The organism is Shewanella sp. HL-SH4 (assembly GCF_051164845.1).
GTDB classification, from domain to species: domain Bacteria; phylum Pseudomonadota; class Gammaproteobacteria; order Enterobacterales; family Shewanellaceae; genus Shewanella; species Shewanella glacialimarina.
Genome location: NZ_CP195037.1, coordinates 348,718 through 375,089 on the forward strand (window position 1 = coordinate 348,718; position 26,372 = coordinate 375,089).

26 protein-coding genes are annotated in these 26,372 nt (G+C 39.5%); 8 read left to right on the top strand and 18 right to left on the bottom strand.

Features of this window, described 5'->3' with window-relative positions; translation table 11 throughout:
• Position 1: 1 nt before the first annotated feature.
• Positions 2-2,389 carry a phenylalanine--tRNA ligase subunit beta gene (pheT, locus tag ACRWQL_RS02445; RefSeq protein ID WP_434952164.1) on the bottom strand — a complete coding sequence of 796 codons (2,388 nt, stop codon included), beginning with the start codon at positions 2,387-2,389 and terminating at the stop codon, positions 2-4.
• Positions 2,390-2,404: 15 nt separating this feature from the next.
• Positions 2,405-3,388, bottom strand: a complete 984-nt coding sequence (pheS, locus tag ACRWQL_RS02450; RefSeq protein WP_226410107.1) for a phenylalanine--tRNA ligase subunit alpha — start codon at positions 3,386-3,388, stop codon at positions 2,405-2,407.
• Between the two features lie 499 nt (positions 3,389-3,887).
• On the opposite strand from pheS, the gene ACRWQL_RS02455 reads away from it, so the two are divergent.
• Positions 3,888-5,393, top strand: a complete 1,506-nt coding sequence (locus ACRWQL_RS02455) for a methyl-accepting chemotaxis protein (RefSeq protein ID WP_434952166.1) — start codon at positions 3,888-3,890, stop codon at positions 5,391-5,393.
• Between the two features lie 478 nt (positions 5,394-5,871).
• On the opposite strand, the gene ACRWQL_RS02460 is transcribed toward ACRWQL_RS02455, so the two are convergent.
• The 5 genes from ACRWQL_RS02460 to pdxH all read right to left on the bottom strand — a co-directional run bounded on the left by ACRWQL_RS02460 (position 5,872) and on the right by pdxH (position 8,999).
• On the bottom strand, positions 5,872-6,777 hold the full coding sequence (locus ACRWQL_RS02460) for a RimK/LysX family protein (RefSeq protein WP_434925940.1): 906 nt from the start codon (positions 6,775-6,777) through the stop codon (positions 5,872-5,874).
• Between the two features lie 36 nt (positions 6,778-6,813).
• Positions 6,814-7,164 (bottom strand): DUF3802 family protein, encoded by a 351-nt coding sequence (locus ACRWQL_RS02465; protein WP_434925939.1) that lies wholly within the window; start codon positions 7,162-7,164, stop codon positions 6,814-6,816.
• 111 nt (positions 7,165-7,275) lie between these two features.
• Positions 7,276-7,851 carry a YceI family protein gene (locus ACRWQL_RS02470; RefSeq protein ID WP_434952167.1) on the bottom strand — a complete coding sequence of 192 codons (576 nt, stop codon included), beginning with the start codon at positions 7,849-7,851 and terminating at the stop codon, positions 7,276-7,278.
• Positions 7,852-7,892: 41 nt separating this feature from the next.
• Positions 7,893-8,345 (bottom strand): YaiI/YqxD family protein, encoded by a 453-nt coding sequence (locus tag ACRWQL_RS02475; protein ID WP_434925937.1) that lies wholly within the window; start codon positions 8,343-8,345, stop codon positions 7,893-7,895.
• Positions 8,346-8,357: 12 nt separating this feature from the next.
• The gene (gene pdxH / locus ACRWQL_RS02480; protein WP_434925936.1) at positions 8,358-8,999 is read right to left on the bottom strand and encodes a pyridoxamine 5'-phosphate oxidase; all 642 of its coding nucleotides are present in this window, start codon (positions 8,997-8,999) and stop codon (positions 8,358-8,360) included.
• 203 nt (positions 9,000-9,202) lie between these two features.
• Here pdxH and ACRWQL_RS02485 point away from each other — a divergent pair, with 203 nt between their 5' ends.
• Positions 9,203-9,337: a hypothetical protein gene (locus ACRWQL_RS02485; protein WP_434952169.1), complete on the top strand. Its 135-nt coding sequence runs from the start codon at positions 9,203-9,205 to the stop codon at positions 9,335-9,337.
• A gap of 45 nt (positions 9,338-9,382) precedes the next feature.
• Here ACRWQL_RS02485 and ACRWQL_RS02490 read toward each other — a convergent pair whose 3' ends face one another.
• Positions 9,383-10,243, bottom strand: coding sequence for an adenosylmethionine decarboxylase (locus tag ACRWQL_RS02490; RefSeq protein WP_434952170.1), 861 nt, complete (start codon positions 10,241-10,243; stop codon positions 9,383-9,385).
• A 177-nt stretch (positions 10,244-10,420) separates the two neighbouring features.
• The gene (speA, locus tag ACRWQL_RS02495; RefSeq protein WP_434925935.1) at positions 10,421-12,331 is read right to left on the bottom strand and encodes a biosynthetic arginine decarboxylase; all 1,911 of its coding nucleotides are present in this window, start codon (positions 12,329-12,331) and stop codon (positions 10,421-10,423) included.
• A gap of 597 nt (positions 12,332-12,928) precedes the next feature.
• Between speA and ACRWQL_RS02500 the strand changes: the two genes are divergently transcribed.
• The 4 genes from ACRWQL_RS02500 to ACRWQL_RS02515 all read left to right on the top strand — a co-directional run bounded on the left by ACRWQL_RS02500 (position 12,929) and on the right by ACRWQL_RS02515 (position 16,337).
• Positions 12,929-13,759, top strand: coding sequence for a CvfB family protein (locus ACRWQL_RS02500; RefSeq protein ID WP_434925934.1), 831 nt, complete (start codon positions 12,929-12,931; stop codon positions 13,757-13,759).
• 116 nt (positions 13,760-13,875) lie between these two features.
• Entirely contained in the window at positions 13,876-14,526 is a 651-nt protein-coding gene (locus ACRWQL_RS02505; RefSeq protein WP_434952172.1) for a YceH family protein, read from the top strand.
• 54 nt (positions 14,527-14,580) lie between these two features.
• Positions 14,581-15,420 carry an ABC transporter permease gene (locus tag ACRWQL_RS02510; RefSeq protein ID WP_434952174.1) on the top strand — a complete coding sequence of 280 codons (840 nt, stop codon included), beginning with the start codon at positions 14,581-14,583 and terminating at the stop codon, positions 15,418-15,420.
• Positions 15,417-16,337 carry an ABC transporter ATP-binding protein gene (locus ACRWQL_RS02515; protein ID WP_434925931.1) on the top strand — a complete coding sequence of 307 codons (921 nt, stop codon included), beginning with the start codon at positions 15,417-15,419 and terminating at the stop codon, positions 16,335-16,337. Before ACRWQL_RS02510 ends, ACRWQL_RS02515 begins: the two co-directional genes overlap by 4 nt.
• Before the next feature lie 246 nt (positions 16,338-16,583).
• Here the strand turns inward: ACRWQL_RS02515 and ACRWQL_RS02520 are convergent, their stop codons facing one another.
• The 3 genes from ACRWQL_RS02520 to ACRWQL_RS02530 all read right to left on the bottom strand — a co-directional run bounded on the left by ACRWQL_RS02520 (position 16,584) and on the right by ACRWQL_RS02530 (position 18,701).
• Complete coding sequence (locus ACRWQL_RS02520) at positions 16,584-16,790, bottom strand: cold-shock protein (protein WP_226410119.1); 207 nt, start codon at positions 16,788-16,790, stop codon at positions 16,584-16,586.
• Positions 16,791-17,043: 253 nt separating this feature from the next.
• A complete protein-coding gene (gene rlmA / locus ACRWQL_RS02525) occupies positions 17,044-17,874 on the bottom strand; it encodes a 23S rRNA (guanine(745)-N(1))-methyltransferase (protein ID WP_434952176.1) in 831 nt (276 codons plus the stop codon).
• A gap of 20 nt (positions 17,875-17,894) precedes the next feature.
• The gene (locus ACRWQL_RS02530; RefSeq protein ID WP_434952178.1) at positions 17,895-18,701 is read right to left on the bottom strand and encodes a hypothetical protein; all 807 of its coding nucleotides are present in this window, start codon (positions 18,699-18,701) and stop codon (positions 17,895-17,897) included.
• A gap of 161 nt (positions 18,702-18,862) precedes the next feature.
• On the opposite strand from ACRWQL_RS02530, the gene sbcB reads away from it, so the two are divergent.
• Complete coding sequence (gene sbcB, locus ACRWQL_RS02535; protein ID WP_434952180.1) at positions 18,863-20,278, top strand: exodeoxyribonuclease I; 1,416 nt, start codon at positions 18,863-18,865, stop codon at positions 20,276-20,278.
• Between the two features lie 65 nt (positions 20,279-20,343).
• On the top strand, positions 20,344-21,240 hold the full coding sequence (gene cdd, locus ACRWQL_RS02540) for a cytidine deaminase (RefSeq protein WP_434952181.1): 897 nt from the start codon (positions 20,344-20,346) through the stop codon (positions 21,238-21,240).
• A 71-nt stretch (positions 21,241-21,311) separates the two neighbouring features.
• Here cdd and ACRWQL_RS02545 read toward each other — a convergent pair whose 3' ends face one another.
• The 6 genes from ACRWQL_RS02545 to fabD all read right to left on the bottom strand — a co-directional run bounded on the left by ACRWQL_RS02545 (position 21,312) and on the right by fabD (position 26,357).
• Positions 21,312-22,184: an NAD(P)-dependent oxidoreductase gene (locus ACRWQL_RS02545; RefSeq protein ID WP_434925926.1), complete on the bottom strand. Its 873-nt coding sequence runs from the start codon at positions 22,182-22,184 to the stop codon at positions 21,312-21,314.
• A gap of 25 nt (positions 22,185-22,209) precedes the next feature.
• Positions 22,210-22,698, bottom strand: a complete 489-nt coding sequence (locus tag ACRWQL_RS02550) for an acyl-CoA thioesterase (RefSeq protein WP_226410177.1) — start codon at positions 22,696-22,698, stop codon at positions 22,210-22,212.
• Between the two features lie 143 nt (positions 22,699-22,841).
• Positions 22,842-24,080 (bottom strand): beta-ketoacyl-ACP synthase II, encoded by a 1,239-nt coding sequence (gene fabF / locus ACRWQL_RS02555; protein WP_434925925.1) that lies wholly within the window; start codon positions 24,078-24,080, stop codon positions 22,842-22,844.
• A gap of 197 nt (positions 24,081-24,277) precedes the next feature.
• Positions 24,278-24,511: an acyl carrier protein gene (acpP, locus tag ACRWQL_RS02560; RefSeq protein WP_011496723.1), complete on the bottom strand. Its 234-nt coding sequence runs from the start codon at positions 24,509-24,511 to the stop codon at positions 24,278-24,280.
• Positions 24,512-24,674: 163 nt separating this feature from the next.
• The gene (gene fabG, locus ACRWQL_RS02565) at positions 24,675-25,421 is read right to left on the bottom strand and encodes a 3-oxoacyl-ACP reductase FabG (protein WP_235085327.1); all 747 of its coding nucleotides are present in this window, start codon (positions 25,419-25,421) and stop codon (positions 24,675-24,677) included.
• Between the two features lie 9 nt (positions 25,422-25,430).
• A complete protein-coding gene (gene fabD / locus ACRWQL_RS02570) occupies positions 25,431-26,357 on the bottom strand; it encodes an ACP S-malonyltransferase (protein ID WP_434925924.1) in 927 nt (308 codons plus the stop codon).
• Between the last annotated feature and the right edge of the window lie 15 nt (positions 26,358-26,372).

Below are 26,372 nucleotides of genomic sequence, written 5' to 3' on the forward strand. Positions count from 1 at the left end.
TTTAATCCCTCAACGATGCGTTGAACTCGGTCTTTAGCGCCGATACCACTGATTCCATAGTCTCAGTGATATCTTTATCTTCAAGCGTACGAGTAATGTCTTGTAACGTAAGTGCGATTGCCAGGCTCTTTTTGCCAGGTTCAACACCTTTACCTAGGTATACATCGAACAAGTTTAAGCCAACCAACTGATTTTCGCCAACTTTTCTTATCAAATTCATAACATCGGTTGCAGATATATGATCATCTACGACTACTGCGATATCACGTCGATTAGCAGGAAACTTAGATACAGCTTGGGCTAGCGGCAAACTGGCATGTAATAATGCGTCCAGTTCTAACTCAAAAACAATTGTTTTACCATTAAGTCCAAAAGGCTTTTCCAAGCTAGGATGGATAGCACCAATATGACCAATGACTCGATTATTTCTTAATATTTCAGCACATTGTCCTGGATGCAGCGCAGGATGAGTAGCTGCTTTAAAACTAAATTCAGAAGCGGCAACTGTCAAGCCGATTATTGCTTCTAAATCACCTTTTAAATCAAAGAAGTCTACAGACTTAGATTCCATTGACCAATGTTCATCATTTTGAGCACCGGAAATGACCGCACCAATCATAGCTTGTTGACGGACGCCAGCATCTGAGTTTGTGTCAGGCACAAAGCGTAAACCGGTCTCAAATAAACGTACACGGCTTTGCTGGCGATTTTGATTATAGCCCACCGCTGACAATAATCCGGTAAACATAGACAAACGCATTGACGACATTTCTGTCGAAATAGGATTTGGCAAAATCATCGTGTCTTGTTCTGGGTGAACAAGGGCTTGCATTTTGGGGTCAACAAAACTGTAAGTAATTGCTTCTTGGAACCCGCGAGCCACCAGCATGTTACGAACACGTTTGAGTGGAATGTTAGCTTCAGTATGATCAGACATACTTAATGCAGCTTGCGGCGCTGTATTAGGGATATTGTTATAACCATAAATGCGGGCAACTTCTTCAATTAAATCTTCTTCAATTGCCATATCAAAACGGTAAGTCGCTGTAGTGACAACCCAAGTATCATTAACGGCTTCAACACTGAATCCTAAACGCTGTAAAATATCAACTACATCAGCATCAGGAATTGGATGGCCTAAGGTTTTATCTAGTTTACCGCGACGTAATGTAATTTTAGCTGCTGCTGGTAAATGTTCAACGGCCACCGCTTCAATTACTTGCCCAGCTTCACCACCACAAATATCCAATACAAGGCGTGTAGCACGATCCATTACCTTATGTTGCAGCTGTGGGTCAACACCACGCTCGAAACGATGTGAGGCATCTGTGTGTAAGCCTAAACGACGTGATTTACCCATAATCGCTAGAGGTGCAAAAAAAGCACACTCTAATAAGATATCTTGAGTACTATCAGTCACACCCGTTGCTTCACCACCAAATACTCCGGCTAAGGCTACGGCTTGCTTATCATCAGCAATCACTAAGGTGTCATTAGGCACAGTAATTTCATTACCATCTAATAACGTCAGCTTTTCCACACCATCGCCTAAACGCACGTTGATTGCACCATTTAAGGTATTCAAGTCAAATGCATGCATTGGCTGACCAAACTCAATTAATACATAATTGGTAATATCAACAATGGGATCAATTGAGCGAATACCACTACGACGTAACTTTTCTTGCATCCATAGAGGCGTTGCCGCTTTTACGTTGATATTTTTTACTATACGACCTAAATAACGTGGACAGGCTTCTTTTGCCTGCACGTTAATAGCTATCGGCGCGTCAATGGTTGCTTCAGCCGCTTTCCAGGTAGGCTCTGTCACTACTTGACGATTTAATACACCCACTTCACGTGCAAGACCTGCCATGCCTAAACAATCGGCACGGTTAGCGGTTAAGTCAACATCAATAATTGCATCATCTAAATCTAAGTACTGACGAACGTCTTGACCAATTGGTGCATCTTGCGGTAATTCAATAATGCCATCACTTTCAATATTGATACCTAACTCGCTGTAAGAGCACAACATACCCATTGACGGCTGGCCCCGCAGCTTGGCTTTCTTAATTTTAAAATCACCAGGCAATACTGCGCCAACCATGGCAACAGCAACTTTTAATCCTAAACGACAATTTGGTGCGCCACAAACAATATCAATTAACTCATCGCTACCGACATTAATTTTGGTCACGCGTAATTTGTCAGCATCGGGATGCTGGCCACACTCAACAACTTCACCCACAATAACACCGCTAAATGCAGCAGCTACTAGGTCTATGCCATCCACTTCAAGGCCGGCCATGGTAATTTGGTGTGATAATTCGTCACGACTTACTGATGGATTAACCCACTCACGAAGCCAAGATTCACTGAATTTCATCGCTTTGTTGCTCCGTTATTTGAATTGCTTAAGGAAACGTAAATCGTTTTCAAAGAAGGCACGTAAATCATTTACGCCATAACGCAACATAGTTAAACGCTCAACGCCCATACCAAAAGCAAAACCAGAGTATTTCTCAGGATCTATGCCGACACTGCGAAGTACATTTGGGTGCACCATGCCACAGCCTAACACCTCTAACCATTTACCGTTTTTACCCATGACATCCACTTCAGCAGAAGGCTCTGTGAAGGGGAAATATGAAGGACGAAAACGCACTTGCAAGTCTTCTTCAAAAAAGTTGCGTAGAAAATCATGCAATATGCCTTTTAATTCGGCAAAGTTAACGTTTTCGGCAACCATCAACCCTTCTACCTGATGAAACATCGGCGTGTGGGTTTGATCATAGTCGTTACGGTATACACGACCCGGTGAAATAATACGTAATGGTGGCTTTTCATGCTCCATAGTACGAATTTGAACCCCAGATGTTTGCGTACGCAACATCACTTTAGGGTTAAAATAAAACGTATCGTGGTCCGCACGAGCAGGATGATGTTCTGAGATATTTAATGCATCGAAGTTATGGAAATCATCTTCGATTTCAGGACCATCTTTAACCGTAAACCCAAGCTCACCAAAAAAGGTTTCGATACGATCAATAGTGCGGGTCACTGGATGTAATCCGCCGTTATCAATGGTACGACCTGGTAAAGTGACATCAATTTGTTCAGCGGCCAATTTAGTGGCTAACTCTGATGCTTTTAAGCCATCAATACGTTCAGATAATTTCTGCTGGACTGCTTGTTTTGCTAGATTGACGGCTTGACCAAATGCAGGTTTCTCCTCTGCACTTAATTTACCCATCATTTTCATCATGTCAGTGATTTGACCTTTTTTACCAAGGTAGTCGACACGGATATCATCCAATGCCTTTAGATCACTGGCCTGCTCTATCACCGCCAAGGCTTGTTCTACGATCTCTGTTAACTGCTGCATTTATTCATCCACTGCATCTGGGCATTACTAATGCGATTTTTACCATTAAACATAACGGCAAGATGTTGATAACACCTTTTAGATCATTCTAAAGGCACTACCCATCAATTAAAATAAAAGAGATAAATTTTACGTTAGCAGCCAGCATATTACTAGGCTTTTTAAGGGTAATTATAAGCTTTTACTCAGGTTTATTAGCTTAAAACAACTCAGCCTGACGACGTTAAGGATTAATGGTCAATTTATCGTGAATATTATCAATAGAGCTTTACTATAATAAAAGGTGCAATTAGCATTATATCATTGCTGCAACTCAACCAGTCTGATTGAAAAGTAGATAAATTAATCAGGTAACACTGAAAAAAGCTTTATGTATTAAAGTTTACCTTTTTCACCCCGATAAACTATGTACTTACCTAACTACTTATTTAATTTAGGTACTTATTTACCTGAGATGGTTTTTATCTGAGTTCATAGTCAAAAATAAGAAGAGGCACTGATGAAAGAAGTTAAATTTAGATGGATAGATCAATATCTTATCCATATGACCTTAAAAACAAAGTTTACTATTTTAGCGGTTGTACCCATGTTGATGATTATTGGTTTAACGCTTTTCTTAAATAACCTTCATGCCGATAACTTACAAAAAACAAATAATAACAATCAATTGCAGTTCATTAAGCAAGCCAATGATTACATGGAAAGCGCCTATGACTTAATTGACGAAAGCAAGCGTAATGAGTTAAAAACTCAGTTATCGAATACTAGTCAAATAGTCAGTATTGATGATCTAGACAACCGATTGAAGGTGCTTGCACAGCAAGGTGGTGGAATTAGTGAACAAGATAATATCACCCGAATCGTGAGTGGTATTAATAACCATAACAAGGTTATAGTGAGTGAGATATCATCACAGCAGCTGGCTCATAACAATACCAATGCTAACTTAGCTTATATAATGATGGTGGTATTATTGGCTGTTCTTGCTGCCTTTGCTTACTACATTTCAACCTTTGTTGGCGGCGCTTTATATACCACGGTAATGGCTTTAAGACGTGCAGCTAGCGGTGATTTAACCGGCAGACTTAATTTCTTTGAAGTAAAAGATGAATTCAGTCTACTTGCTATCAGTATTGATGCCTTAGTCGATCGTCAGCACACTTTGGTTAAGCAAATAACCCAAGCCACTGAACAAATTCGCACCGTTGTGTCAGGTTTTAGAACCACAGCCCAAGATGGCCAAGCGATGGCTGTGGATCAGCGAGAACATTTAGACTCATTGGCCACAGCCATGGAACAAATGACGGCTGCAGTAAAAGAAGTTGCCCGCAATGCAGAGCAATCTTCGAGTGAAACTGAAGAGACCAATAATCAAGTGGCCGCAGGCTCAAAAGATATTGCAACCACAGTGCATGCAATTGATATTTTATCGGAAGAAATTGGTCAAGCGTCCAATGCTGTCGGAATATTGAATGACAATGCCAGTAAAATTGACGCTGTGGTCACCACTATTAACGCTATTTCCGAACAAACTAACTTACTCGCACTTAACGCCGCCATTGAAGCTGCGCGTGCTGGTGAGCAAGGACGAGGATTTGCTGTGGTTGCAGATGAAGTACGTACTCTAGCAGGTAGAACACAAGCTGCCACAGTGGAAATTAAAACTATGATTGAAGCGCTTCAATCAGGTACTCGTAATTTAACTCAAGTCATGTCTCGTACCGTTGAGCAGGCCAGTGAAGGTAAGAAGCATGTTCTTCAAACCGGCGAAGATTTGAATAATATTGCTCACCATAGTCATCGTGTACTTGAAATGAGTGTGTTAATTGCAACCTCAGCGGATGAACAATCTGCTGTTGCCAACGAAATAGCAACCAATTTAATGGAAATCCGTAATCAGTCACATAATGTAGAGCAGTCAGCTAATCAGTCAGTATCTGGTTGTGATGAATTACACGCTACTGCTGAACAACTAGATCAATTATTGGTAGGTTTGAAATTATAGTATTTGAGCTTGTGCTAGCTGAACCTAAAAACACAGCTATAGCATAGTAAAGTAGACGTTTAATCTAGGCGCTGCGGCGCCTTTTTTATTTATCAGTTCATAAAAAACTAATAAAATAAACGAGTTAAACACTTATTTAAGTTCAAATACGCTCTGTGACCGTAAGGCGGTGCAATCAGTAAGACCTACGACATTATGTTAGCAATTTAACCTCAACAGGTCTGTTAAAAATTGCATCAAATAATGCTGATTCAATAGGTTAAACCTATTTTTTAGTAAACTGAGCGTTTGCTTGGAATACAAAGCACGTTAATATAACGTCGTTAGCAATACAACGAACTGTTAGATAAGTATTTAATCGGCAGAGGTTATTACGGTGAAGTGCTGATTAAACATCTGATAAGCTATTTGAAGGAGTTGGTCAAAGGTTTATCTACCCGTACAAAAAAGCCTTAGCGCTTACGCTAAGGCTTTTATATTAAATCTGAGAAAGACTCTCTTTAGAAACATCTACCATATAGGTGTCCTGTAACCAATTACGGCCAATTAATAATTTATGACCCATTTCACTACGATCAGTTAAATTGACGTCAACTAAATATTCCTGCCCTAGTTCACCAACACTTAAACGAACCCTATAACGAATTTCAGACCCTTGTGCATTACGGATAAGCGTTTTACCATAAATTTTAGTGCGAATATCAACGGCATTACCTTTCTCATTCTCGGTAGTAAATGTCACCATCTTACCGATGTTGTTTTTCATATCACTTTTATCTTCTTCTTCAATACGAATATTGATTGCGTGGAGTGAGTTTTGACCTGCTCCAGTATCAATACGTGTTTTGAACATTAGACTAGCTTGTTTTATGTTTAACTTGGCAATTGGGCCAATAATATTATCAATCTTCTTTCCTGATATATCGACTATATAGTCATCTTTGAGAAAGTTGCGTCCTATTAACAATTTGTAATTCATGTGGCTACGGTCACGCAAATTGACATGGACCGTTTTTAACGCATCAGGAAAACCAATTTCAAGTTTGACCATGTAACGTGTTTCAATACCTTGAGAGTTTCTCACCGTTGAGGTTTTAAGAATTTCAGCTTGTAAACGCTTTTGCTCACCTTGTTCATTTTCAGTGGTAAATTCGATCATTTTACCAATGTTATGTTTCATTTTTTTCGCCGCACCACCGATAATCTCTAAATCGACAGCATGTAAAGACGAATTGACTGCACCGGTATCCATTCGCGCTTTATACATTAAACCCGACTGCGCAACAGTCATCACTTCCTTTTGTTTTAAAATTTGTTTTTCTGTCGCATTGGCAAAAGACAAACTCAAACAAAATACAACAAGCAAGGTTATGCTTTTAAACATGTTTATTCCCAACAATAAATATTAAACTATAAAAAATTAATGCAGTATTTTATCAATTTCTTGGTCGAACAAATTCTTAATTAAACCAGAAAATTCGGTTATAAATATGCTTTGTTCAGGAGTGGCATTCTGATCAGCAACTTTAGCTAATATCTCTTCTAAATCATAAACAATCGCATCAATTTCTCGAATAACCATATTGCGTTGAGCAAATGATAGTTGCGGATTTTGACCACAAACCATGATGATTTGAGCTGATAACTGTTCCTCAAATAACTCTAAAACGGTTTCAGACGCCAAGACATTATTTTCAAAGGTTTCAAATAACCCTAAATGTTCAGTTAAATACTGAATTAAATGCGTATAACCGTCTTTATCTGTAACCATCTGAACTCCGAAAAACTGGATAACTATGTGTTGGTAAAGCTAGGTTATCCAAACAATTGATAACCTATTTAATGATATTACTTCAGCATTAACGATATCATTAGGCCTGATCTACTGTGATAAGGTTAGCACAAAAGACACTGGAACCGCTAAACTGATACTGGTTAGTCCGGCGATATCACGTAACTTTTCAACCCCTGATACTAAATTAAAATCTCCAGCGTGAACAACTACTGGCATTAAACTTGTCACTAACATTTTAGTCGCTGACAATTTAGCGACCACCACATTGAAAGGTAAAACTTGCTGCTCACCATGGAGCGCAACTTTAGCATCTACTTGGGTGGTTAACGTTTCGCCTACTTTTAAATCACTTATGAGCTTTGGGTTAATATTGGCTGTCAGTTGTAATTTTGGAAACTGAGCAACTTCAAATAACAAGCCTTGCATTCTGTCATCGCGAACACTAATTCCGGTATCTACGCTGCTTAAATCTATTGTTAAACTAAATCCACCAGAATCACTCAGAACACCTTCTATTTGTTTAAATCGATGAACCTCTCCCACGTCAGCTTTTTTAATTGATATAAAGCTGACTGTAGACTGACTATTATTCACCTTCCAATCACTTGCTAAAGCCTGATTAGACAGTAATCCTAGCACCATTAACGATAACCATAGTTTCATCTTAAAATCCTTTTGCGAGTTTATAACACAATAAGTATAGATCAGCGTTGTTTAACTAACCATTTATCCAACGATTGAGCAAATGCATGCTTATCTGTTTGTGAAAAAGTATTAGGGCCTTGGGTATGCACACCACTGCTGCGCATCTCCTCCATAAAATCACGCATAGTGACTGTTTGCTTGATATTTTCAGTTGTATAGACATTGCCTCTAGGGTTAATAGCTAAAGCACCTTTTTCAATTGCATCTGAAGCAAGCGGGATATCGGCTGTGATCACTAAATCACCTTGATTAAGTTGCTCGACAATATAATTATCTGCTTCATCAAAGCCAGAGCTGACTCGGATCATCTTAATGAAAGGAGATATTGGTATTTTAATCATCTGATTCGCTACCAAGACAATGTTAATCGATTTACGCTCGGCGGCTCTAAACAGCATCTCTTTTACTGGATTAGGACATGCATCGGCGTCCACCCAAATCTTAGCTTGCATAGCTCGTCCTCACTAAGGTGCTAAACGATCAATTTGCCAAATTGACTCAGGCAATTGACTGTAAATAAACCTATCATGCAATCTATGCTCTCCACCTTGCCAAAACTCGATACTTTGTGGACGCACTAAGTATCCTCCCCAAAACTTAGGTAACGGGACTTCGCCTTGAGCGAATTTAGCCTTCATTTCAGTAAACTTACCTTCTAAAACTTGGCGAGCAGAAATTTTACTAGACTGTTTAGATACCCAAGCAGCGATTTGGCTGTCCTTAGGTCGGCTCATAAAGTATTTAGCGACTTCAATCATAGATAATGGCTCAGCTTGACCAATAACCGCTACTTGTCGCTCTAAAGGATGCCAAGGAAATAACAAGCTTATCTTATTATTGGTTGATAATTGCTCTGCTTTGCGACTAGCCAGATTAGTAAAAAATATAAATCCATTATCATCAAATTTTTTAAGCAATACGATGCGCTGAAAAGGCTGGCCATTTTCATCAACGGTAGCAACACACATAGCGGTAGGATCGGTTAAATTGGCATCCTTGGCCTGTGAGAGCCACTTTTCAAATAAATCCATCGGATTTATCGGTAAATCAGCGCGGCGTAATCCACCTTGAGTATACTCCCGACGAATATCACTTAAATCGCTCATACCTTCCCCTTATAGGATAAAACCTACTTCATGCAGGCTTGTATCAAAAAAATTGGTTAACTAAACTTATGGCTTAAGCCCAAACATGTGGTATTTAAAGACTAAGCGTAGCAGCTGCCAAGTAATAGATATCCAATGATTCTTAACATGGTGCAACTGCAGCCGAATCTAGACTAACTATATTCATTCGATGTAGAACGTAAATGACTTTCATCGCTTTATCGCTGGTTATTCAACTGGACACTGAAGGTACTGGCACTGTCAAAACATTCAATATCAAACGAGGTATACATCAGTACACTGGCGCACTTAAGTCAGCATTTAGACATATGGAATAATAAGGCTTGCTACGAAAATGGCAATACACTCTCCAAATGGCTAACTTACAAAAACTCAGGGCTCAATAATTCAGCACAAGTCTGCTGATAGTGGCTGAAAATCACATTATAACCTTGCTTAATTGGATATGAGCAATGCCCTACACATATATTTTTAGGTTCTATTGCCGCGGCTATCTCGGTATTGAATCCTATAGTATCCCAACTTCTTGGCTTCAATATTGCTAACAGGGTTGACGCTATATCAGATTGATGTTGCTCAAGGTCTACATTAGTTTCTAAACTGACATAAGAGCTTTGCTCTTGTGGCGTAATATGTAATGTGTAATAAAAATTATCTTTAATGCCGTTGATTGAAAAACCAAGCGGAGTAAACACATGTGCATCGTACTCAAAGTCTGCAAAAAGCTCATCTAGCAATAACAGTTTATATATCTCAGCTACTGTTTGCTGCTCAGTACATAAATAGTCTGCCACCGGTCCACTAATGTGGTACATCAGTAATTCGCAGGTTTTATCCTGTGACATAATTTGGCAACTTTTATCACTGCTAAATAAAAAGTGATGATGATTATCTAAATGACCGACTCGAAAAGCGGTGCCAGGAACCCGAAGCCTTAAGGTATCAATGTCATCTATAAACGTGCTGGCCTGTAAATGAGCTAAATATTCATTTTTACGTTGATAGCTAATGAATGTCAGCTTATCTTCAGTCACTTTATCAATTAACGCACTCACTGAATCGATTAATGTCGATAAGCCACACGTTAGCATTACCACCCGATGGTCCCACACGAACAAACTGGACTCACTGAGCAAGTACGCATCACATTGATCATTGTTAATATGTGACAGGATATCTGCCTTGGCTAAACTGACAATATGTTCCCAGAAAGATAACGGCAAAGCACGAAGTGAACCGAAACTCGGATCAACGCATAACGCTACTTTTTTTCTGAACCTTCAAAAAACATATTAATCACACATAACTCAATTGATTGAAAATAAATAAAGGCTTAGTCATTATTCATAACTAAGCCTTTTCTTCAATGATTTACTGATTAAGATTTACATAAATTAATCTTAAAAATCTTCAAGATAAGTGTAACCGTCTAGACCAGCTTGAAGCTCTTCAAGAGTACTTACACGCTCATCAGGTGCAATATGCTGTTCTACTAACTCTTCAAATGTACGCATAAATGCATTGGCATCTAGGTTTACATAACGTAATACATCAGCAACTGTGTCACCTTGTAGTACTGATTCGATGTTAGTCAGTCCGTTTTCATCTAAACGAATAACTGCAGAGTTAGTATCACCAAATAAGTTGTGCATATCACCAAGAATTTCTTGGTATGCACCCACCATAAAGAAGCCGATTAAGTACGGACTTTCCGCACTCCATGCTGGCACAGGCAATGTAGTTTCAATCCCTTGACCATCAACGTATTGATCAACAATGCCATCTGAGTCACAGGTAATATCCAGCATAACCGCACGGCGCTCTGGTGCTTTATCAAGGCCAGATAAAGGCAGCACAGGGAACACTTGATCGATACCCCAAGCATCCGGTAATGACTGGAATAAAGAGAAATTAACAAAGAACTTGTCAGCTAATTTTTCATTCAATTCATCAATCACTGGACGGTGATAGCGGTTATTATTACTTAATAGACCTTTCACTTCGTGACAAACACGTAAATGAGCTTGTTCAGCCCAAGCACGATGGGCCAAAGTAAACTGACCAGCAGCGAATAACGAATGTGCTTCAGCAATGTCGCTTTGGGTATCATGATAAATCTCAATGATGGCGCGTTGATCTTGACCACCACTGATTTCTTCCCATGATTGCCACATATTGTGTAACAACTGAGGGTCATCTTCGTTAGGCGCAACAATCACTTCTGGCATGTAAGCTTCTGTGCCAATAACATCAGTGATCAATACTGCATGATGCGCGGTTAAATGGCGGCCAGACTCTGAAATAATACGCGGCATTGGCTGCTCGTATTCATTACACAAATCAGTTAATACGTTAACAATGTTGTTCGCATATTCATTTAAACCATAATTCATTGAGTTGTTGCTTTGGCTTCTCGTGCCATCATAATCGACAGCTAAGCCACCGCCGACGTCAAAACAATCAATTTTAGCGCCTAATTCGCGCAGTTCACAATAAAAACGACCCGCTTCACCCACACCTTGGCGAATATCACGAATATTGGCAATTTGCGATCCTAAATGGAAATGCAACAGCTGTAATGAATCAAGCATATCAGCGGTTTTTAATTGCTCGAGTACTTTAAGTACTTGCGCAGCAGACAAACCAAACTTTGACTTTTCGCCGCCGCTAGCTTGCCATTTGCCTTTGCCCTGGAATGCTAAGCGCACACGTAGACCTAAACGTGGTGTCACACCTAATAACTTGGCTTGCTCTAGTACCATAAGCAGTTCAGACATCTTTTCTAGCACGATGTAAACTTTATGGCCCAACTTTTCACCAATAAGTGCTAAACGCACATATTCTTTATCTTTATAGCCATTACAGACGATCACAGAACTGGCTTTTTGAGCCATTGCCAATACAGCCATTAACTCAGGCTTACTACCGGCTTCTAAACCTAGCTGCGGAACTTCTTTTGACTTTTGGCTCGCTAAAATTTCTTCAACAACAGTTTGCTGTTGATTAACTTTAATCGGGTAAACTAATAAATAATCATTTTGATATTCGTATTTTTGAATAGCATCATTGAATGCCTCACATAAGCTCTCTACACGATGGTGGAGAATTTGAGGGAAACGAACCAGCACAGGCAATGACACACCCTCTTTAACCAAATCTTTGGCTAAAGTACTTAATGCAACTTTATGATCGGGTTGACTTGGGTTAGGTGATACAGTCACTTCCCCATCTTCACGAATACCATAGAAGCCGTGACTCCAATGAGTGACATTATAGCCAGCACGAGCATCTTCAATTGACCAATCAGACATAATTATTTTCCGTATTTCCCCTACCACATCAAAATCACATTCTGACGTAATATGGCTTGTGAATAAAATCATCATAACGTTAGCACATTATGAGATGTATAGTAGATGATAAGCTTTTACTTTGTCGGCTAAATTATAGTTATTTAGTGACACTTTTATCATCTATACGTACTTTATTTGCCGCTTTACTGCCTAGCACATATCAATTCTAGGGCGACAATACAAACGCTTGTCTAAGTTTACTAAACGCATAAGTGAATACTTATGATCCATAACCGCATAAATACTTAAGTCTATTTTTACAAGGCCATAAAGACTTATCAGTCAGTGTGTTAAACCTTAAAACTTGAGCCTTTAAAAGCGGCGCAATTAAACCGCGCATTGTGCTTCAATGCAAGTAGAATAAGCTTTTGTATTAATAAAAAGCCTAGATTCTTTTTCTCTTCACTGATGAATTTTGACCCAATACGATGTAATTCTATTATCGGCTCACTCTTAATCTAAAATCACTCATAATTTTAAAAAACGTGTATACTAATGGCCTTTGAATATTTGCAATATTCACCTATTATTTTGCCCCAACAGATAGAGATTCACATGATACAAATCGGAAAAAGCTATTCACTCGAAGTCGTTAAAGAAGTCAGTTTTGGTATATATGTTAATGCCCTCGAACTTGGCCAAGTGTTAGTTCCGAAAAAGTTTGTTCCTAAAACATATGAAATTGGTCAAAACATTGATGTTTTTTTATACCTAGACTCTGAAGATAAAGTGATTGCAACCACACAAAAACCTTTCGCACAGATAGGTGAGTTTGCCTATTTAAAGGTTGCAGCTCTTAGCGAGTATGGCGCATTTTTAGATTGGGGTCTGGATAAAGATCTTTTCTTACCCTTTGGTGAGCAGCACAAAACAATCGAAGAAGGCCGTTCATATTTAGTGTACGTCCATGCCAATAAGGCCGACGAGCGCATAGTTGCATCATCTAAAGTTGATAAGTTTTTAGATAAAACTCCAGCAGATTATGAAGTTGGCGAGCAAGTAAACTTGATTATCGGTGGTTCAACCGACTTAGGCTTTAAAGCGATTATCAATAATAAGCATTGGGGCGTTATTTATGAAAATGAAGTTTTTCAAAAATTACGTTTTGGTCAAACACTCACAGGCTTTATTAAAACATTACGCAGTGATGGTAAAATTGACCTAGTACTTCAAAAAGGTTCTCAACAAGAACTGGATAAACAAGCGATTCAAATTATGAATAAACTTGCCAAAGCAGATGGTTTTTTACCTTTGCACGACAAAACAGACGCCGACGTTATTTATGCACAATTGGCTATGAGTAAGAAAGCCTTTAAAAGATCCATTGGTGGCTTATTCAAAGGTGGACAAATTACTATCGAGAAAGACGGTATCCGTCTGGTTTAATAGATAAACCCTCTGTTATTGTACGTTAGATAACCGATTACATTGATATCATTGTTAAAACAAGCATGAGGATGCTATAACATCTTCATGCTTTTTTATTTTGAGGAACACCATCAATGGAATTAAATGCACTAGAAGCCAGAGTGATTGGCTGTTTGATGGAAAAAGAAATCACCACTCCCGAGCAATATCCCTTATCCCTAAACTCAATAACCTTAGCCTGTAATCAAAAAAGTAGCCGTGAACCGGTAATGTCATTAACTGAATCTGAAGTGCAGATTATCATTGATGGTTTGAATAAAAAGCGGTTAATCAGTGAACAATCAGGTTTTGGCAGCAGAGTCATTAAATATAAACACCGTTTTTGTAATACCGAATTTAGCGATTTAAAGCTTAATTCAGCCGAATATGCATTAGTGTGTGTTTTACTGTTAAGAGGCGCTCAAACACCAGGTGAATTAAAAACACGTACCAATCGCTTACATGAATTTTCAGATGTTGCTCAAGTGGAATCAATTTTGATAGCGCGAGCAAAACAAGATAAGCCTTTTATTGCACAGCTTGCTCGGGAAGTGGGTAAACGAGATTGTCGTTACATTGAGTTATTCAGTACCTCTATAGAAGATCACCAAGCCAATAGTACGGCGAACTTAGAAGTCTCAGCCCAAGTAAAGCAAAACTCTATCCAAGATAATAAAATAGCTGAATTAGAACAACGAATAGAGGCACTAGAAACTGCATTAGCAAAATTATTACCATCGTTTTAGCAAGTTTTATCGTTTGTTTAGTTAATTACGGGCGTTAATCACTAAAGGATCTTTATGAATAACACAGCAATATCATCTCCATCAGCCCTTTCCCATATCTGGCTGCTTGCTCGTTTCGAACTGACAAAGCGTTTCAGTAGCCGCAGTGGGATAATTGCATTAATCGCCTTTATCATGGTGTGGAGTATTATTTTAATTTTCCCTGTTAAAGAAGCCGCTAGCATTATTATGCAACCCAGCTTTAAAGAATTTATGGCGGCGGTATTTGGCCCTACTACACTTGACCAATTGTTTAATTGGAAGGTTGCAGAGTTTGCTGTCTTTTGGGTTGCTGCGCTATATTTGTTCCCATTATTCAGTATTTTTATCTCGGCAGACCAATTTAGCTCAGATAAACAGCGGGGGACTTTACGCTTTATCAGTTTAAGAGTTAGCCGTAACAGCTTATTTTTAGGGCGATTTATAGGTCAAGTATTGATTCAATCATTACTTATTGTACTGACGTTAATCGTCGCTATTGCTTTAATTATGAGCAGAGACAGTAGCTTACTATTTCCTGCAATCAACACAGCTTTGATTATTTTTGCCAGTGTATTGATTGTTGTATTACCTTACATTGCCATGATGGCGCTATTGTCTATTATTGCCAATAGTGCACGTCAGGCAAGTATCTTCGCCGTTATTTTATGGATTATTGTCTCGCTGGTAATTACCTTAATCAATGTTCAATTGCCAGGTTTTGACGTTGTCAGTTACTTACTGCCGGGTTCGCAATTATCTGACATGGTTAATACCCAAGGTTTAGCTGCATTTGCCTTCACTCCCATTCCATTGTTACAAACTGTGGCCATATTAATCATAGGCCGCATTGTTATGCAAAGGAGCGCATTATGAATCTAATACACTGCAAGCAGCTCAGTAAAAGCTATAACGGTAAGCCTGTCTTAGATAAAGTTGATATATCATTGGTTGCTGGTGCCCCCATTGCACTCGTTGGCCCTAATGGGGCGGGGAAAACGACTCTTTTTAGCATTTTGTGTGGTTATATTAAACCCAGTGCAGGGGAAGTCACTATTTTGGGCGAGCCCGTTGGTAGCCCTAAATTACAAGGCCTGCTTTCTGCATTACCACAAGATGCGCAACTAGACCCGGACAGTTCTATTTTTAGTCAACTAAAATTATTTGCTGAACTTCAGGGGATGAAAGGTAAAGCAGCAAAGCAAGAAGCTATGCGCGTCTTAGAGTTGGTAGATTTAGTTAATGTGGCTAAAGCAAAACCGAAAAGCTTAAGTCATGGTATGAGTAAACGGGTTTCGATTGCCCAGGCTTTAATCGGCTCGCCTAAATTGGTGTTACTAGATGAACCAACTGCCGGCCTTGATCCAGCTAATGCTAAGAAAATTCGTGAAATTGTTAGAGACCAATCTGAACGTACCACGTTTGTGATTAGCTCACACAATTTGGATGAATTAGAGAAATTGTGTGATCAGGTAATTTATTTAGAAAGAGGCCAGCTTAAACAGTCATTATCGATACATACGGCGCAAGATGTTGATTACCTAACATTAATTATGAAAAAGGCTGATATGGCGGCGGTGCATCATGCTCTACTTGGGTTAACTGCTATCACTAAAGTCAGTCAAAGTGCTAATAATCAATTTATTATTGAATACCCCACTCAATCTAATTTCACCTTAGAACAACAACTGTTCAGTTTATTAGCTCAACATCAATGGCAATATAAGTCCATTATGAAGGGACGTACATTAGAAGACACCTTGTTCTCTTCTGAGTTTCAACACGCAACCTAGAAGCTGTTTTTGTGGACATAGTTTGATTCTGTCTAGTACGAACAAAAAAGCCGGATAACTGTTCAGTTAACCGGCTTTTTATATATCTGAATTTATAAGTTATCATTTCAATTGATGCAAAAAATTTATCATATTGGGATAAATTATACTTACGATGATATTTATTTTTTCCTAAAAAAAAGCAAAAAAAAACTGCGGCAAATGCCACAGCTTTAAGTCCATTTCACCTAAGTGAAATATTATAGCTTAAACTAAAGAAACGTTTTCAGCTTGAGGACCTTTCTGACCTTGGGTCACAGTGAAAGAAACTTTTTGACCTTCGTCTAAAGTTTTGAAACCGTCTGAGTTGATTGCACGGAAGTGAACGAATACGTCTGGACCAGACTCTTGCTCGATAAATCCGAAACCTTTGTCAGAGTTGAACCACTTAACAACACCAGTAACTTGAGACATGATATAAATCCTGTAAATATAAAATAAAGCCTAAACGGCGGTAACGCTGGAAAATGCCGGTATTACTTATGTTAACAGGACGAAACTGGTCGTATTGAAACACAAAAAATAAGTCCAACCTTCAAGCTATGTAAACTATAAACCATTTTAAGAATAAGTCAACAGGCATGATAACCATGGCTTAATTAATTACTACTTAACTTAATTCTGTTTATCTAAATTCATCAATAAGTTATTGGTGTATTTACTCTGTTTACACTGCAACACTATGACGCTTATGTACTTCGATTTTAAAATCTAATTCACAGTTAAGCCCTTCTTCTGCCATCTGTTGCTTTTGACTTAAGGATAACTTCCAGGCATAAGGTGTCATATTGAGTAAATGTTCAATATCACTTTCATCTGTTAATGACAGCATGTACTCAAGACTATGCTGACCAAGATAGTCAAAACCTTGCAATACTAATGACTCTTGTGGGTGGAGTCTGGGTTTTTCATAAATTTTTTGTTTAATAGCAAAGTGATGTTTTGGACCAGGAGAGACAGTAATTAGTATCCCTTCAGGTTTGATGACTCGTTGTAGCTCTTCTACTTTAGATGGCGCATAAATGCGAATAGCTAAATCAAAACTATTTTCAATAAATGGCATTTCAAATACACTCGCCACACAAAAGTTCATGTCTGGATATTTTTTGGCGGCATATTTAATTGCAATTTTAGAAATATCTAATCCCCATAATTGGCAATCACTTTGTGTCTGATAAAGTTGATTAATTAAACGATGGCTGTAATACCCCTCCCCGCAGCCAATATCTAAAATGGTTTTTGCCAGTGGCTGGTACTCACTCGCTAACTGATTCACTTTATCACTGAGCGCTTGATAATGTCCTTTATTCAAAAACTCACGTCTAGCCAACATCATTTCTTTATTGTCGCCAGGATCTTTCGATTTCTTTTTTTGTACTGGTAACAAATTCACATAGCCTTCTTTAGCCGTGTCAAATTGATGATTGTTTGTACAATACCAGGTTTTCGTTTGATTTTGAGCTAAAGGAAGCTGACAAATAGGACAGATATACGACATCAATAATTCTTAATAAGTTGTTAGTTTTCATCATCTGATAGTTGATTAACTAATTCAGTGACATCAAAAGGAGCCAGTATGTTATAGCATTCTAGTTTTTGCTGTAGCTTTTCGATATCTAATGAAGCTTCATTTGCAGCCCTAGATAAACTAGGACGCTCTAAAGACTGATGATAAGTACGTAAAAGCCATTGACGTTTATTTTGCAATAAATGATCTAGTTTTAACAGTTCAGTCGACACACCTGGGTGAATTTTTCCGGATTCACCACGCATATAACCTGCAATATCACGCCTAACCTGCTCCAATTCACTAATGTGTAGAGCAAGTGCTGCCGTAGATTCACTGTGCTTAGGTTTTTGCCCTAAAATAGTTTTAGCAACAACCAACACTTGTGGCTCGCATAATAATCGTAAATCATGCTCTAGTGGGATTAATTCAAACTTACCCTGCTCAACAGCACTAAAAAACATCTTACCGTCAGCTTGAATGATGATCTCAATACCTGCTTTCAACTGTTCAATACATACCCTAGGGGCTACGGCCATTCTAGAGTAGAGCCTAACACCTTGGCCAATCAGGCGATTGACATCATATTGTTCAGCAATACAATGCGTTGGTTGATAGTCAATATTCACAAATGCTTGCTGGCGAACAATTAACGTAGCCTCAACACCTGCTACTTGGCTCACTATCATTTCGAATAATGGGTTAGTTAAAGAAGCCAAAACCAGTAAATCATCAATATTGTCCAATAAACGAACCGTAATCAGAGTTGGATGGTCTATTTGAATCACATTGGGATGACTAAAAATATGCTGGTGCATTCAAAAAAATCCTTTTTACATTATGATTTGCGAATGTTATCGGCTGACATCGTATTATCTGCATATTAAACTAGCAATCATTCAATTGATAAATCAACAAGCACTTAACCTAACCAGAATTAATGCTAAGATAATAAAATCACTTAGCAAGAAACTTCATTATGGCTGATGCAATACAACCCACTTTATTTTGGCACGATTATGAAACATTCGGGGCAAATCCAGCCAAAGACCGCCCTTGTCAGTTTGCCGGGATCCGCACGGATCTTGAATTAAATATTATCGGCGAGCCAGAAACCTTTTATTGCCAGCTTGCGCCCGATTATTTACCTTCGCCAGAAGCGATATTAATCACCGGAATAACGCCACAACTGGCTAATGGTAAGGGTATGCCTGAAGCTGAGTTCATGAAGCGTATTAATGAATTATTCAGCCAACCTAATACCTGTGTTGTCGGCTACAATTCCTTACGCTTTGATGACGAAGTCAGCCGTTATGGTTTTTATCGTAACTTTATCGACCCATACGCACGGGAATGGCAACAGGGGAATTCACGCTGGGACTTAATCGATCTCGTTCGAGCCTGTTATGCGTTTCGTCCTGATGGCATTAGTTGGCCAACAAAGGAAGATGGCTCTCCTAGCTTCAAATTAGAGCAATTAACTGTTGCCAATGGCTTAAGCCATGAAAAAGCCCATGATGCCATGTCTGATGTATACGCAACTATCGCTATGGCTAAGCTAATAAAACAACAGCAGCCTAAATTATATGACTATTATTTTAAGTTACGCCGTAAACAGGCTGTAAGTGATCAAATTGATGTTTTAAAAATGCAGCCTTTGGTGCATGTGAGTTCTAAAATTAGCGCACTCAATGGCTGCACCACATTAATTGCCCCAGTGACTTTTCATCCGACTAATAAAAATGCCGTTATTTGTATCAATTTATCCATGGATATCTCACCTTTATTGACATTAACGGCTGAAGAAATTCAAGCTAGAATGTATACTTCACGCGAAGATTTAGCACCAGGTGAACTGCCTATCCCTATTAAGCAAATTCACATTAATAAATGTCCGTTTATTGGCTCAGCTAAGTTATTAGATGATGATGTAGCACTGCGGTTAAATGTGGATAAAGCCTTCGCCCGAGAGCAATATAAACGCCTAAAACAATCAAGCGATATTCGTGAGAAATTAAATGCTGTATTTGAAATAGAATCGGATAGGCCAGCGATAACCAATCCTGACTTAATGCTCTACAGTGGCGGTTTTTTCAGTCATGCTGATAAAACCAAAATAGACATAGTAAGCCATACTCAACCGCAGAATTTAGCTGCATTGGAATTACAGTTTGATGACCCTCGTATTAATACCATGCTATTTCGTTATCGAGCCCGTAATTACCCACATACATTAAGCCACCTAGAAAGCCTTAAGTGGCGTGAATACTGCCAAGAGCAGTTAATGAATGCCGATTATGTGATGCGTCTCGAAAACTTAGTTGAAGAAACCAGCGACAATGAACACAAACAAAAGCTATTAAAAGCCCTGTATGAATACTTACAATCACTTTAGTTTATTCATTTTAGTCATAAGCTTAAGCCCAAATATGACATTTTTTATTTTAAGGATAAGGGAAAATGCAAAATCGATTTATAGATGGTATCAATCAACTGCCAAAGCCACTTGCAACAGCTTTAGTGCCATTATTAAGTGATGATTTCGGTGGTCATATTAATGCCATTCAATTATCAAATTTAATGACCACAAGCCAATTAAATGAACAAGATCTTTTAATGGCTTTGTTACCCATAGCAGCAGCACTAGCAAGTCCAAGCCTTAGCCAGTTTTATGTTGGCGCAATTGTAAAAGGCAGCAGTGGCGATATTTATATGGGAGCCAACCTTGAGTTACCTGGAGAAGCACTGTTTCACACTGTTCATGCTGAGCAAAGTGCTATAAGCCATGCATGGCTGTGTGGCGAAACACACATAATGGACATAGTTGTTAATTTCAGCCCTTGTGGTCATTGCCGTCAATTCATCAACGAACTTGTTGATGGCAGTAAAATCAATATTCACTTACCGGGTCAAGCAACTGCGCCATTGAGCCATTACTTACCGTATGCTTTTGGGCCAGCAGACTTGAATGTGACCCGCCCATTATTGTCAAAAAGCCATATTGAATTTGCATTAGAGTCAAATGATCCTGTCATTATCGAAGCGTTAGATCAAGTAGGGTTAAGTTATGCCCCTTACACTCATTGTCATGCTGCAGTTGTGTTAGAAACCCATGACGGCGCTACTTTTTGCGGTCGATACGCCGAGAACGCAGCATTTAATCCATCAATGCAGCCAATGCAGATGGCATTATCAAACCTGATAAGACACAACAGAGATTATAGCGAAATTAAACGTGCGGTATTAGTTGAGTCATCTAAAGGCATGATAAGCCTTGTTGGCGCAGCTATGGATGCGCTACATACTGTTGCGGCAGTAGAATTAGAACACATTGTAGTCGAGCCAACGGACATCTAGTAAAAACCTAGTGCCATAAAAAAGGACTGCATCATAGCAGTCCTTTTTTGTTTATGTATTTCAATAGACTATTAACGATTTTTTTCTAGACGTGCTAATAAACTTGAAGTATCCCATCGATTACCTTTCATCGCTTGAACGTCAGCGTAGAATTGATCAACCAGTGCAGTCACAGGCAAAGTCGATCCATTACGTCGAGCTTCATCAAGTGCTATACCTAAGTCTTTACGCATCCAGTCAATAGCAAACCCAAAGTTATACTCGCCTTGCCACATGGTTTTATAGCGATTTTCCATTTGCCAGCTTTGTGCGGCTCCCTGGCTAATAACTTCAATCACCTTCAAACCATCAAGACCAGCACTTTTGGCAAAGTGTAATCCTTCTGCCAAACCTTGAACCACACCTGCGATACAAATTTGATTGACCATTTTAGTTAGTTGTCCTGAACCAACCGGCCCTAATAACTCAGCACAGCGACTATAAGCAGCAATAACAGGTTTAACGGCATCAAAAGTAGCCTGTTCGCCACCCATCATGACTGTAAGCATGCCTTTTTCGGCCCCTGCTTGACCGCCTGAAATAGGCGCATCTAAGAAGGCAATGTCTTTGGCAGCTAACACTGCAAAAATTTCACGGGCAACGTCAGCGGATGCTGTCGTGTGGTCAACTAAAATAGTGCCAGCATGCATACCATGAATAGCACCCTGCTCACCTAAAACAACCTGACGTAAATCATCGTCATTACCCACACAGGTAAAGACAATATCCTGACCCATTGAAGCAGCTTTAGGTGTCGGAGCAGATTTACCTTGGTAAGTTTGGGTCCATAGATCTGATTTAGCCTGTGTACGATTGTACACAGTCACCTCATGCCCCTGGCTCACTAAATGACCTGCCATAGGAAACCCCATCACACCCAAACCTAAAAATGCAACCTTAGCCATAACTTCTCCGATATATAATTAATATTTACTCAACGATTGGTTTTACGTGGGCTTCCATCTCTGCACCAATGCGTTTACGCATGTCCATTAACCGTAATGCTGAATCGCGTAAACGAATGTCATCCTCGGTCTTGGGGATCCACTCAGGTACATCTGTCGGTTTACCAGCATCATCAACCGCAACCATAATCACAATGCAATGGGTTGTTAAATGACGTTCTGAATATTTTGGGTCGCCTGCTTTAACATCAATCGCCACATGCATAGATGTTGTGCCTGTATAGATAATTTTACCGGTCACTTCGACTATGTTACCCACATGAATAGGTTTAACAAAACGAATACCACCGGCGTATACAGTAATACAATACTTTCCGCTCCAACCTGCAGCAGATGCGTAAGCGGCTAAATCGATCCACTTCATTACCGCACCGCCATGAACTTTGCCGCCAAAATTCACATCTGCAGGCTCAGCTAAAAAACGTAATGTCAGCTGTCTGTCTATACCGGCCATATATTTAATCCTCTAAAATGTATTTTGTCAGTTTACGCTAAATAAACTAGGCAAAGGAATGGTTAATTAGCCATATTAAGATTTATCATACAAAAAAGGGAAGACATCATCTTCCCTTTATATAAATACCATTCGCAAGTGAATTAGATTTTCTTAAATAACAATGACGCGTTGGTGCCACCAAATCCAAATGAGTTACATAAAGCGTAATCAAATTGATGTTTACGTGAAGTATGAGCAACAAAATCTAAATCACAACCTTCATCAGGATTATCAAGATTGATTGTTGGTGGGATATGTTGATCTTGTAACGCCAGCAAGGTAATAATTGCTTCAACAGAGCCAGCAGCCCCTAATAAATGACCCGTCATTGATTTAGTGGAACTGACTAGCAAGTTATAGGCATGTGCACCAAATACCGACTTAACCGCCGCAGCTTCGGCTTTATCGCCTGCAGGTGTCGAAGTCCCGTGAGCATTAATATAGCCAATCGACTCTTTAGTAATGCCAGCATCAGCAATCGCATTAACCATTGCCGCAGCGGCACCCGCACCATCTGCTGGAGGAGATGTCATGTGAAATGCATCTCCGCTCATGCCAAACCCGACAAGTTCGCCGTAAATTTTTGCACCACGAGCCTTGGCGTGTTCATACTCTTCCATCACTAACACACCGGCACCATCACCAATAACAAAACCATCGCGGTCTTTATCCCATGGGCGACTGGCGGCTTGATAATCATCATTACGAGTGGATAGCGCTTTAGCAGAACCAAAGCCGGCAACAGCTAATGGGCTAGTAACATCTTCAGCTCCGCCTGCAACCATCACATCAGCATCACCATAAGCAATAGTACGCGCTGCAAAACCAATGTTATGAACACCTGTTGTACAAGCAGTGGTGACGGCAAAATTAGGACCTGTCATGCCATACATAATTGATAAATGGCCTGAAATCATATTAATAATAGTACTAGGCACATAAAATGGTGAAACTTTACGGGGACCACCTTTGAGTAAAGCGCTATGATTTTGCTCTATTAAATGCATTCCGCCCATACCAGAACCTATTGCGGTGCCAACACGATCTGGTCGCTCTAGGCTCATGTCTAGGCCAGAGTCTTTCATGGCTTGAATACCTGCAGCCATGCCGTATTGGATAAATAAATCCATTTTACGGGCATCTTTCTTAGTTAAATATTGTTCAACATCAAAGTTTTTAACAGAACCACTAAAGCGAGTACTGAATTCTGTAGCATCAAATTTAGTAATAGGCTCGATACCACTTTGACCAGCAAGTAACGCTTTCCAGGATGATTCGACATCATTACCCACTGGAGTCACTAATCCTAGACCTGTAATAACAACACGACGTTTAGACATGATTTTCACCTTTTATTCTGAATGTACAATGCCAATGAATCTAGCAACGGCGATTAACCGGAAGGAGAAATATAAAGAGAGGTTAACCTACTAGAACAGGCGTTTTAAATGAATAGCTATGACTGCTTACTTTTTCTTAGAGTGCCAGAAACAAAAAAAGACGACAATAAATGCCGCCTTTCTCTGTGAATTTTGGATTACTGATTCTTAGAAACGTAATCGATCGCTGCTTGAACAGTAGTGATCTTTTCAGCTTCTTCATCAGGGATCTCGGTATCAAACTCTTCTTCTAGAGCCATAACCAATTCAACTGTGTCCAGAGAATCGGCACCTAAATCGTCCACGAAAGAAGCAGCAGATTTAACGTCTTCTTCTTTAACACCTAGTTGCTCAATAATGATTTTCTTTACACGTTCTTCGATGTTGCTCATTAGTTCTCTTTCCTATTCAAATTACGCACTTGCGTAAGATTGCGAGTAGTTTATTCGATTTAGATAACATTGCAAGCTTAGATTTTGTGGTCTAACCACAAAAAATAAATATACCCTGCTTCTAACTCTGACTCAAATGAAGGTAGTTTCCTACCAATCGTCCTTAAACCATGTACATTCCGCCATTCACATGCAGTGTTTCACCTGTGATGTAAGCGGCTGAATCTGAGGCCAAAAACAATACTGCATTGGCAATTTCTTGCGCTTGCCCTAAACGTTCCATCGGAACTTGCGACATAATAGCCTGTTGCTGCTCTGGTGTCAGCTCATCTGTCATATCAGTCTGAATAAATCCAGGTGAAACAGCATTAACTGTTATTTGACGAGATGCAACCTCCCTTGCAAGAGATTTAGTAAATCCTATTAAACCGGCTTTAGCGGCAGAGTAATTGACTTGGCCAGCATTACCCATAGTACCAACAACAGATCCGATACTGATGATACGCCCAAAACGCTTTTTCATCATAGATCGCATCACAGGCTTAGACAATTTAAATAATGAAGTTAAATTAGTATCAATGATATCTTGCCACTCATCGTCTTTCATTCTCATTAATAAATTATCACGTGTAATACCTGCATTATTCACGAGAATATCAACATCGCCAGCTTTTTCTTTAATTTGGCTATATAATTGTGCAACAGATTCGCTATCTGTGACATTAAGCACAAGACCTAAACCTTTGTCGCCAAGATACTCTTGAATCGCTGCAGCGCCTTTCTCACTGGTTGCTGTACCAATGACAACCGCGCCAGCTTGTACCAATGTTTCTGCAATTGCACGTCCAATACCACGACTAGCACCAGTGACAAGTGCCACTTTACCTTCTAAATTAAAGCTAATACTCATTATTATTCCTTACTCAGTTAATGCAGCAAATGATGCAACATCATTGACTGCTTGGGCTGAAACAGATTTATTAATTCTTTTTGTCAAACCAGTTAATACTTTACCCGGTCCCATTTCAACTAATTCAGTGACACCTTTTTCAGCCATATAATTCACGGTATCACTCCAACGAACCGGGCAATACAACTGGCGTACTAAAGCATCTTTTATTTCTTCGCTGAGTGTAGGCATAGCCACATCAACGTTATTAATGACATTAATTATCGGGGTTGAAAATGAAATATCAGCTAAGGCCTGAGCTAGTTTATCAGCAGCAGGCTTCATCAGGGCACAATGAGATGGCACGCTTACTGGCAATGCTACAGCCATTTTAGCGCCAGCCGCTTTACACGCAGCAGCGGCACGTTCAACAGCGTTTTTCTCTCCGGCTATAACGACCTGTCCTGGGCTGTTGTAGTTAACAGGACTAACAACATCGCCTTGTGCAGAGGCTTCACATGCGGTTGCAATTGCAGCATCGTCTAAACCAATAATGGCGAACATAGCACCGGTTCCTGCGGGAACGGCTTGTTGCATTAATTGACCACGAAGTTCAACTAACTTAACCGCGTCTGTAAATTGCATTACACCTGCACACACAAGAGCTGAATATTCACCTAAACTGTGACCGGCAAGATAAGCTGGCATGGCTTTACCGCTAGCTTGATAAGCGCGCCAAATAGCCACGCTTGCTGTAAGTAATGCTGGCTGAGTTTTATCGGTTTCATTTAATGATTCTACTGGTCCGTCTTTTACAAGTGCCCATAAATCATAACCAAGTACCTGTGAAGCCTCGGCAAATGTTTGTGCAACCACATCATGCTCTTGGGCTAAGTCAGCTAACATACCGACAGCTTGTGAGCCCTGACCCGGAAATACAAAAGCCACATTTTCCATTGTTAATTACCTGTA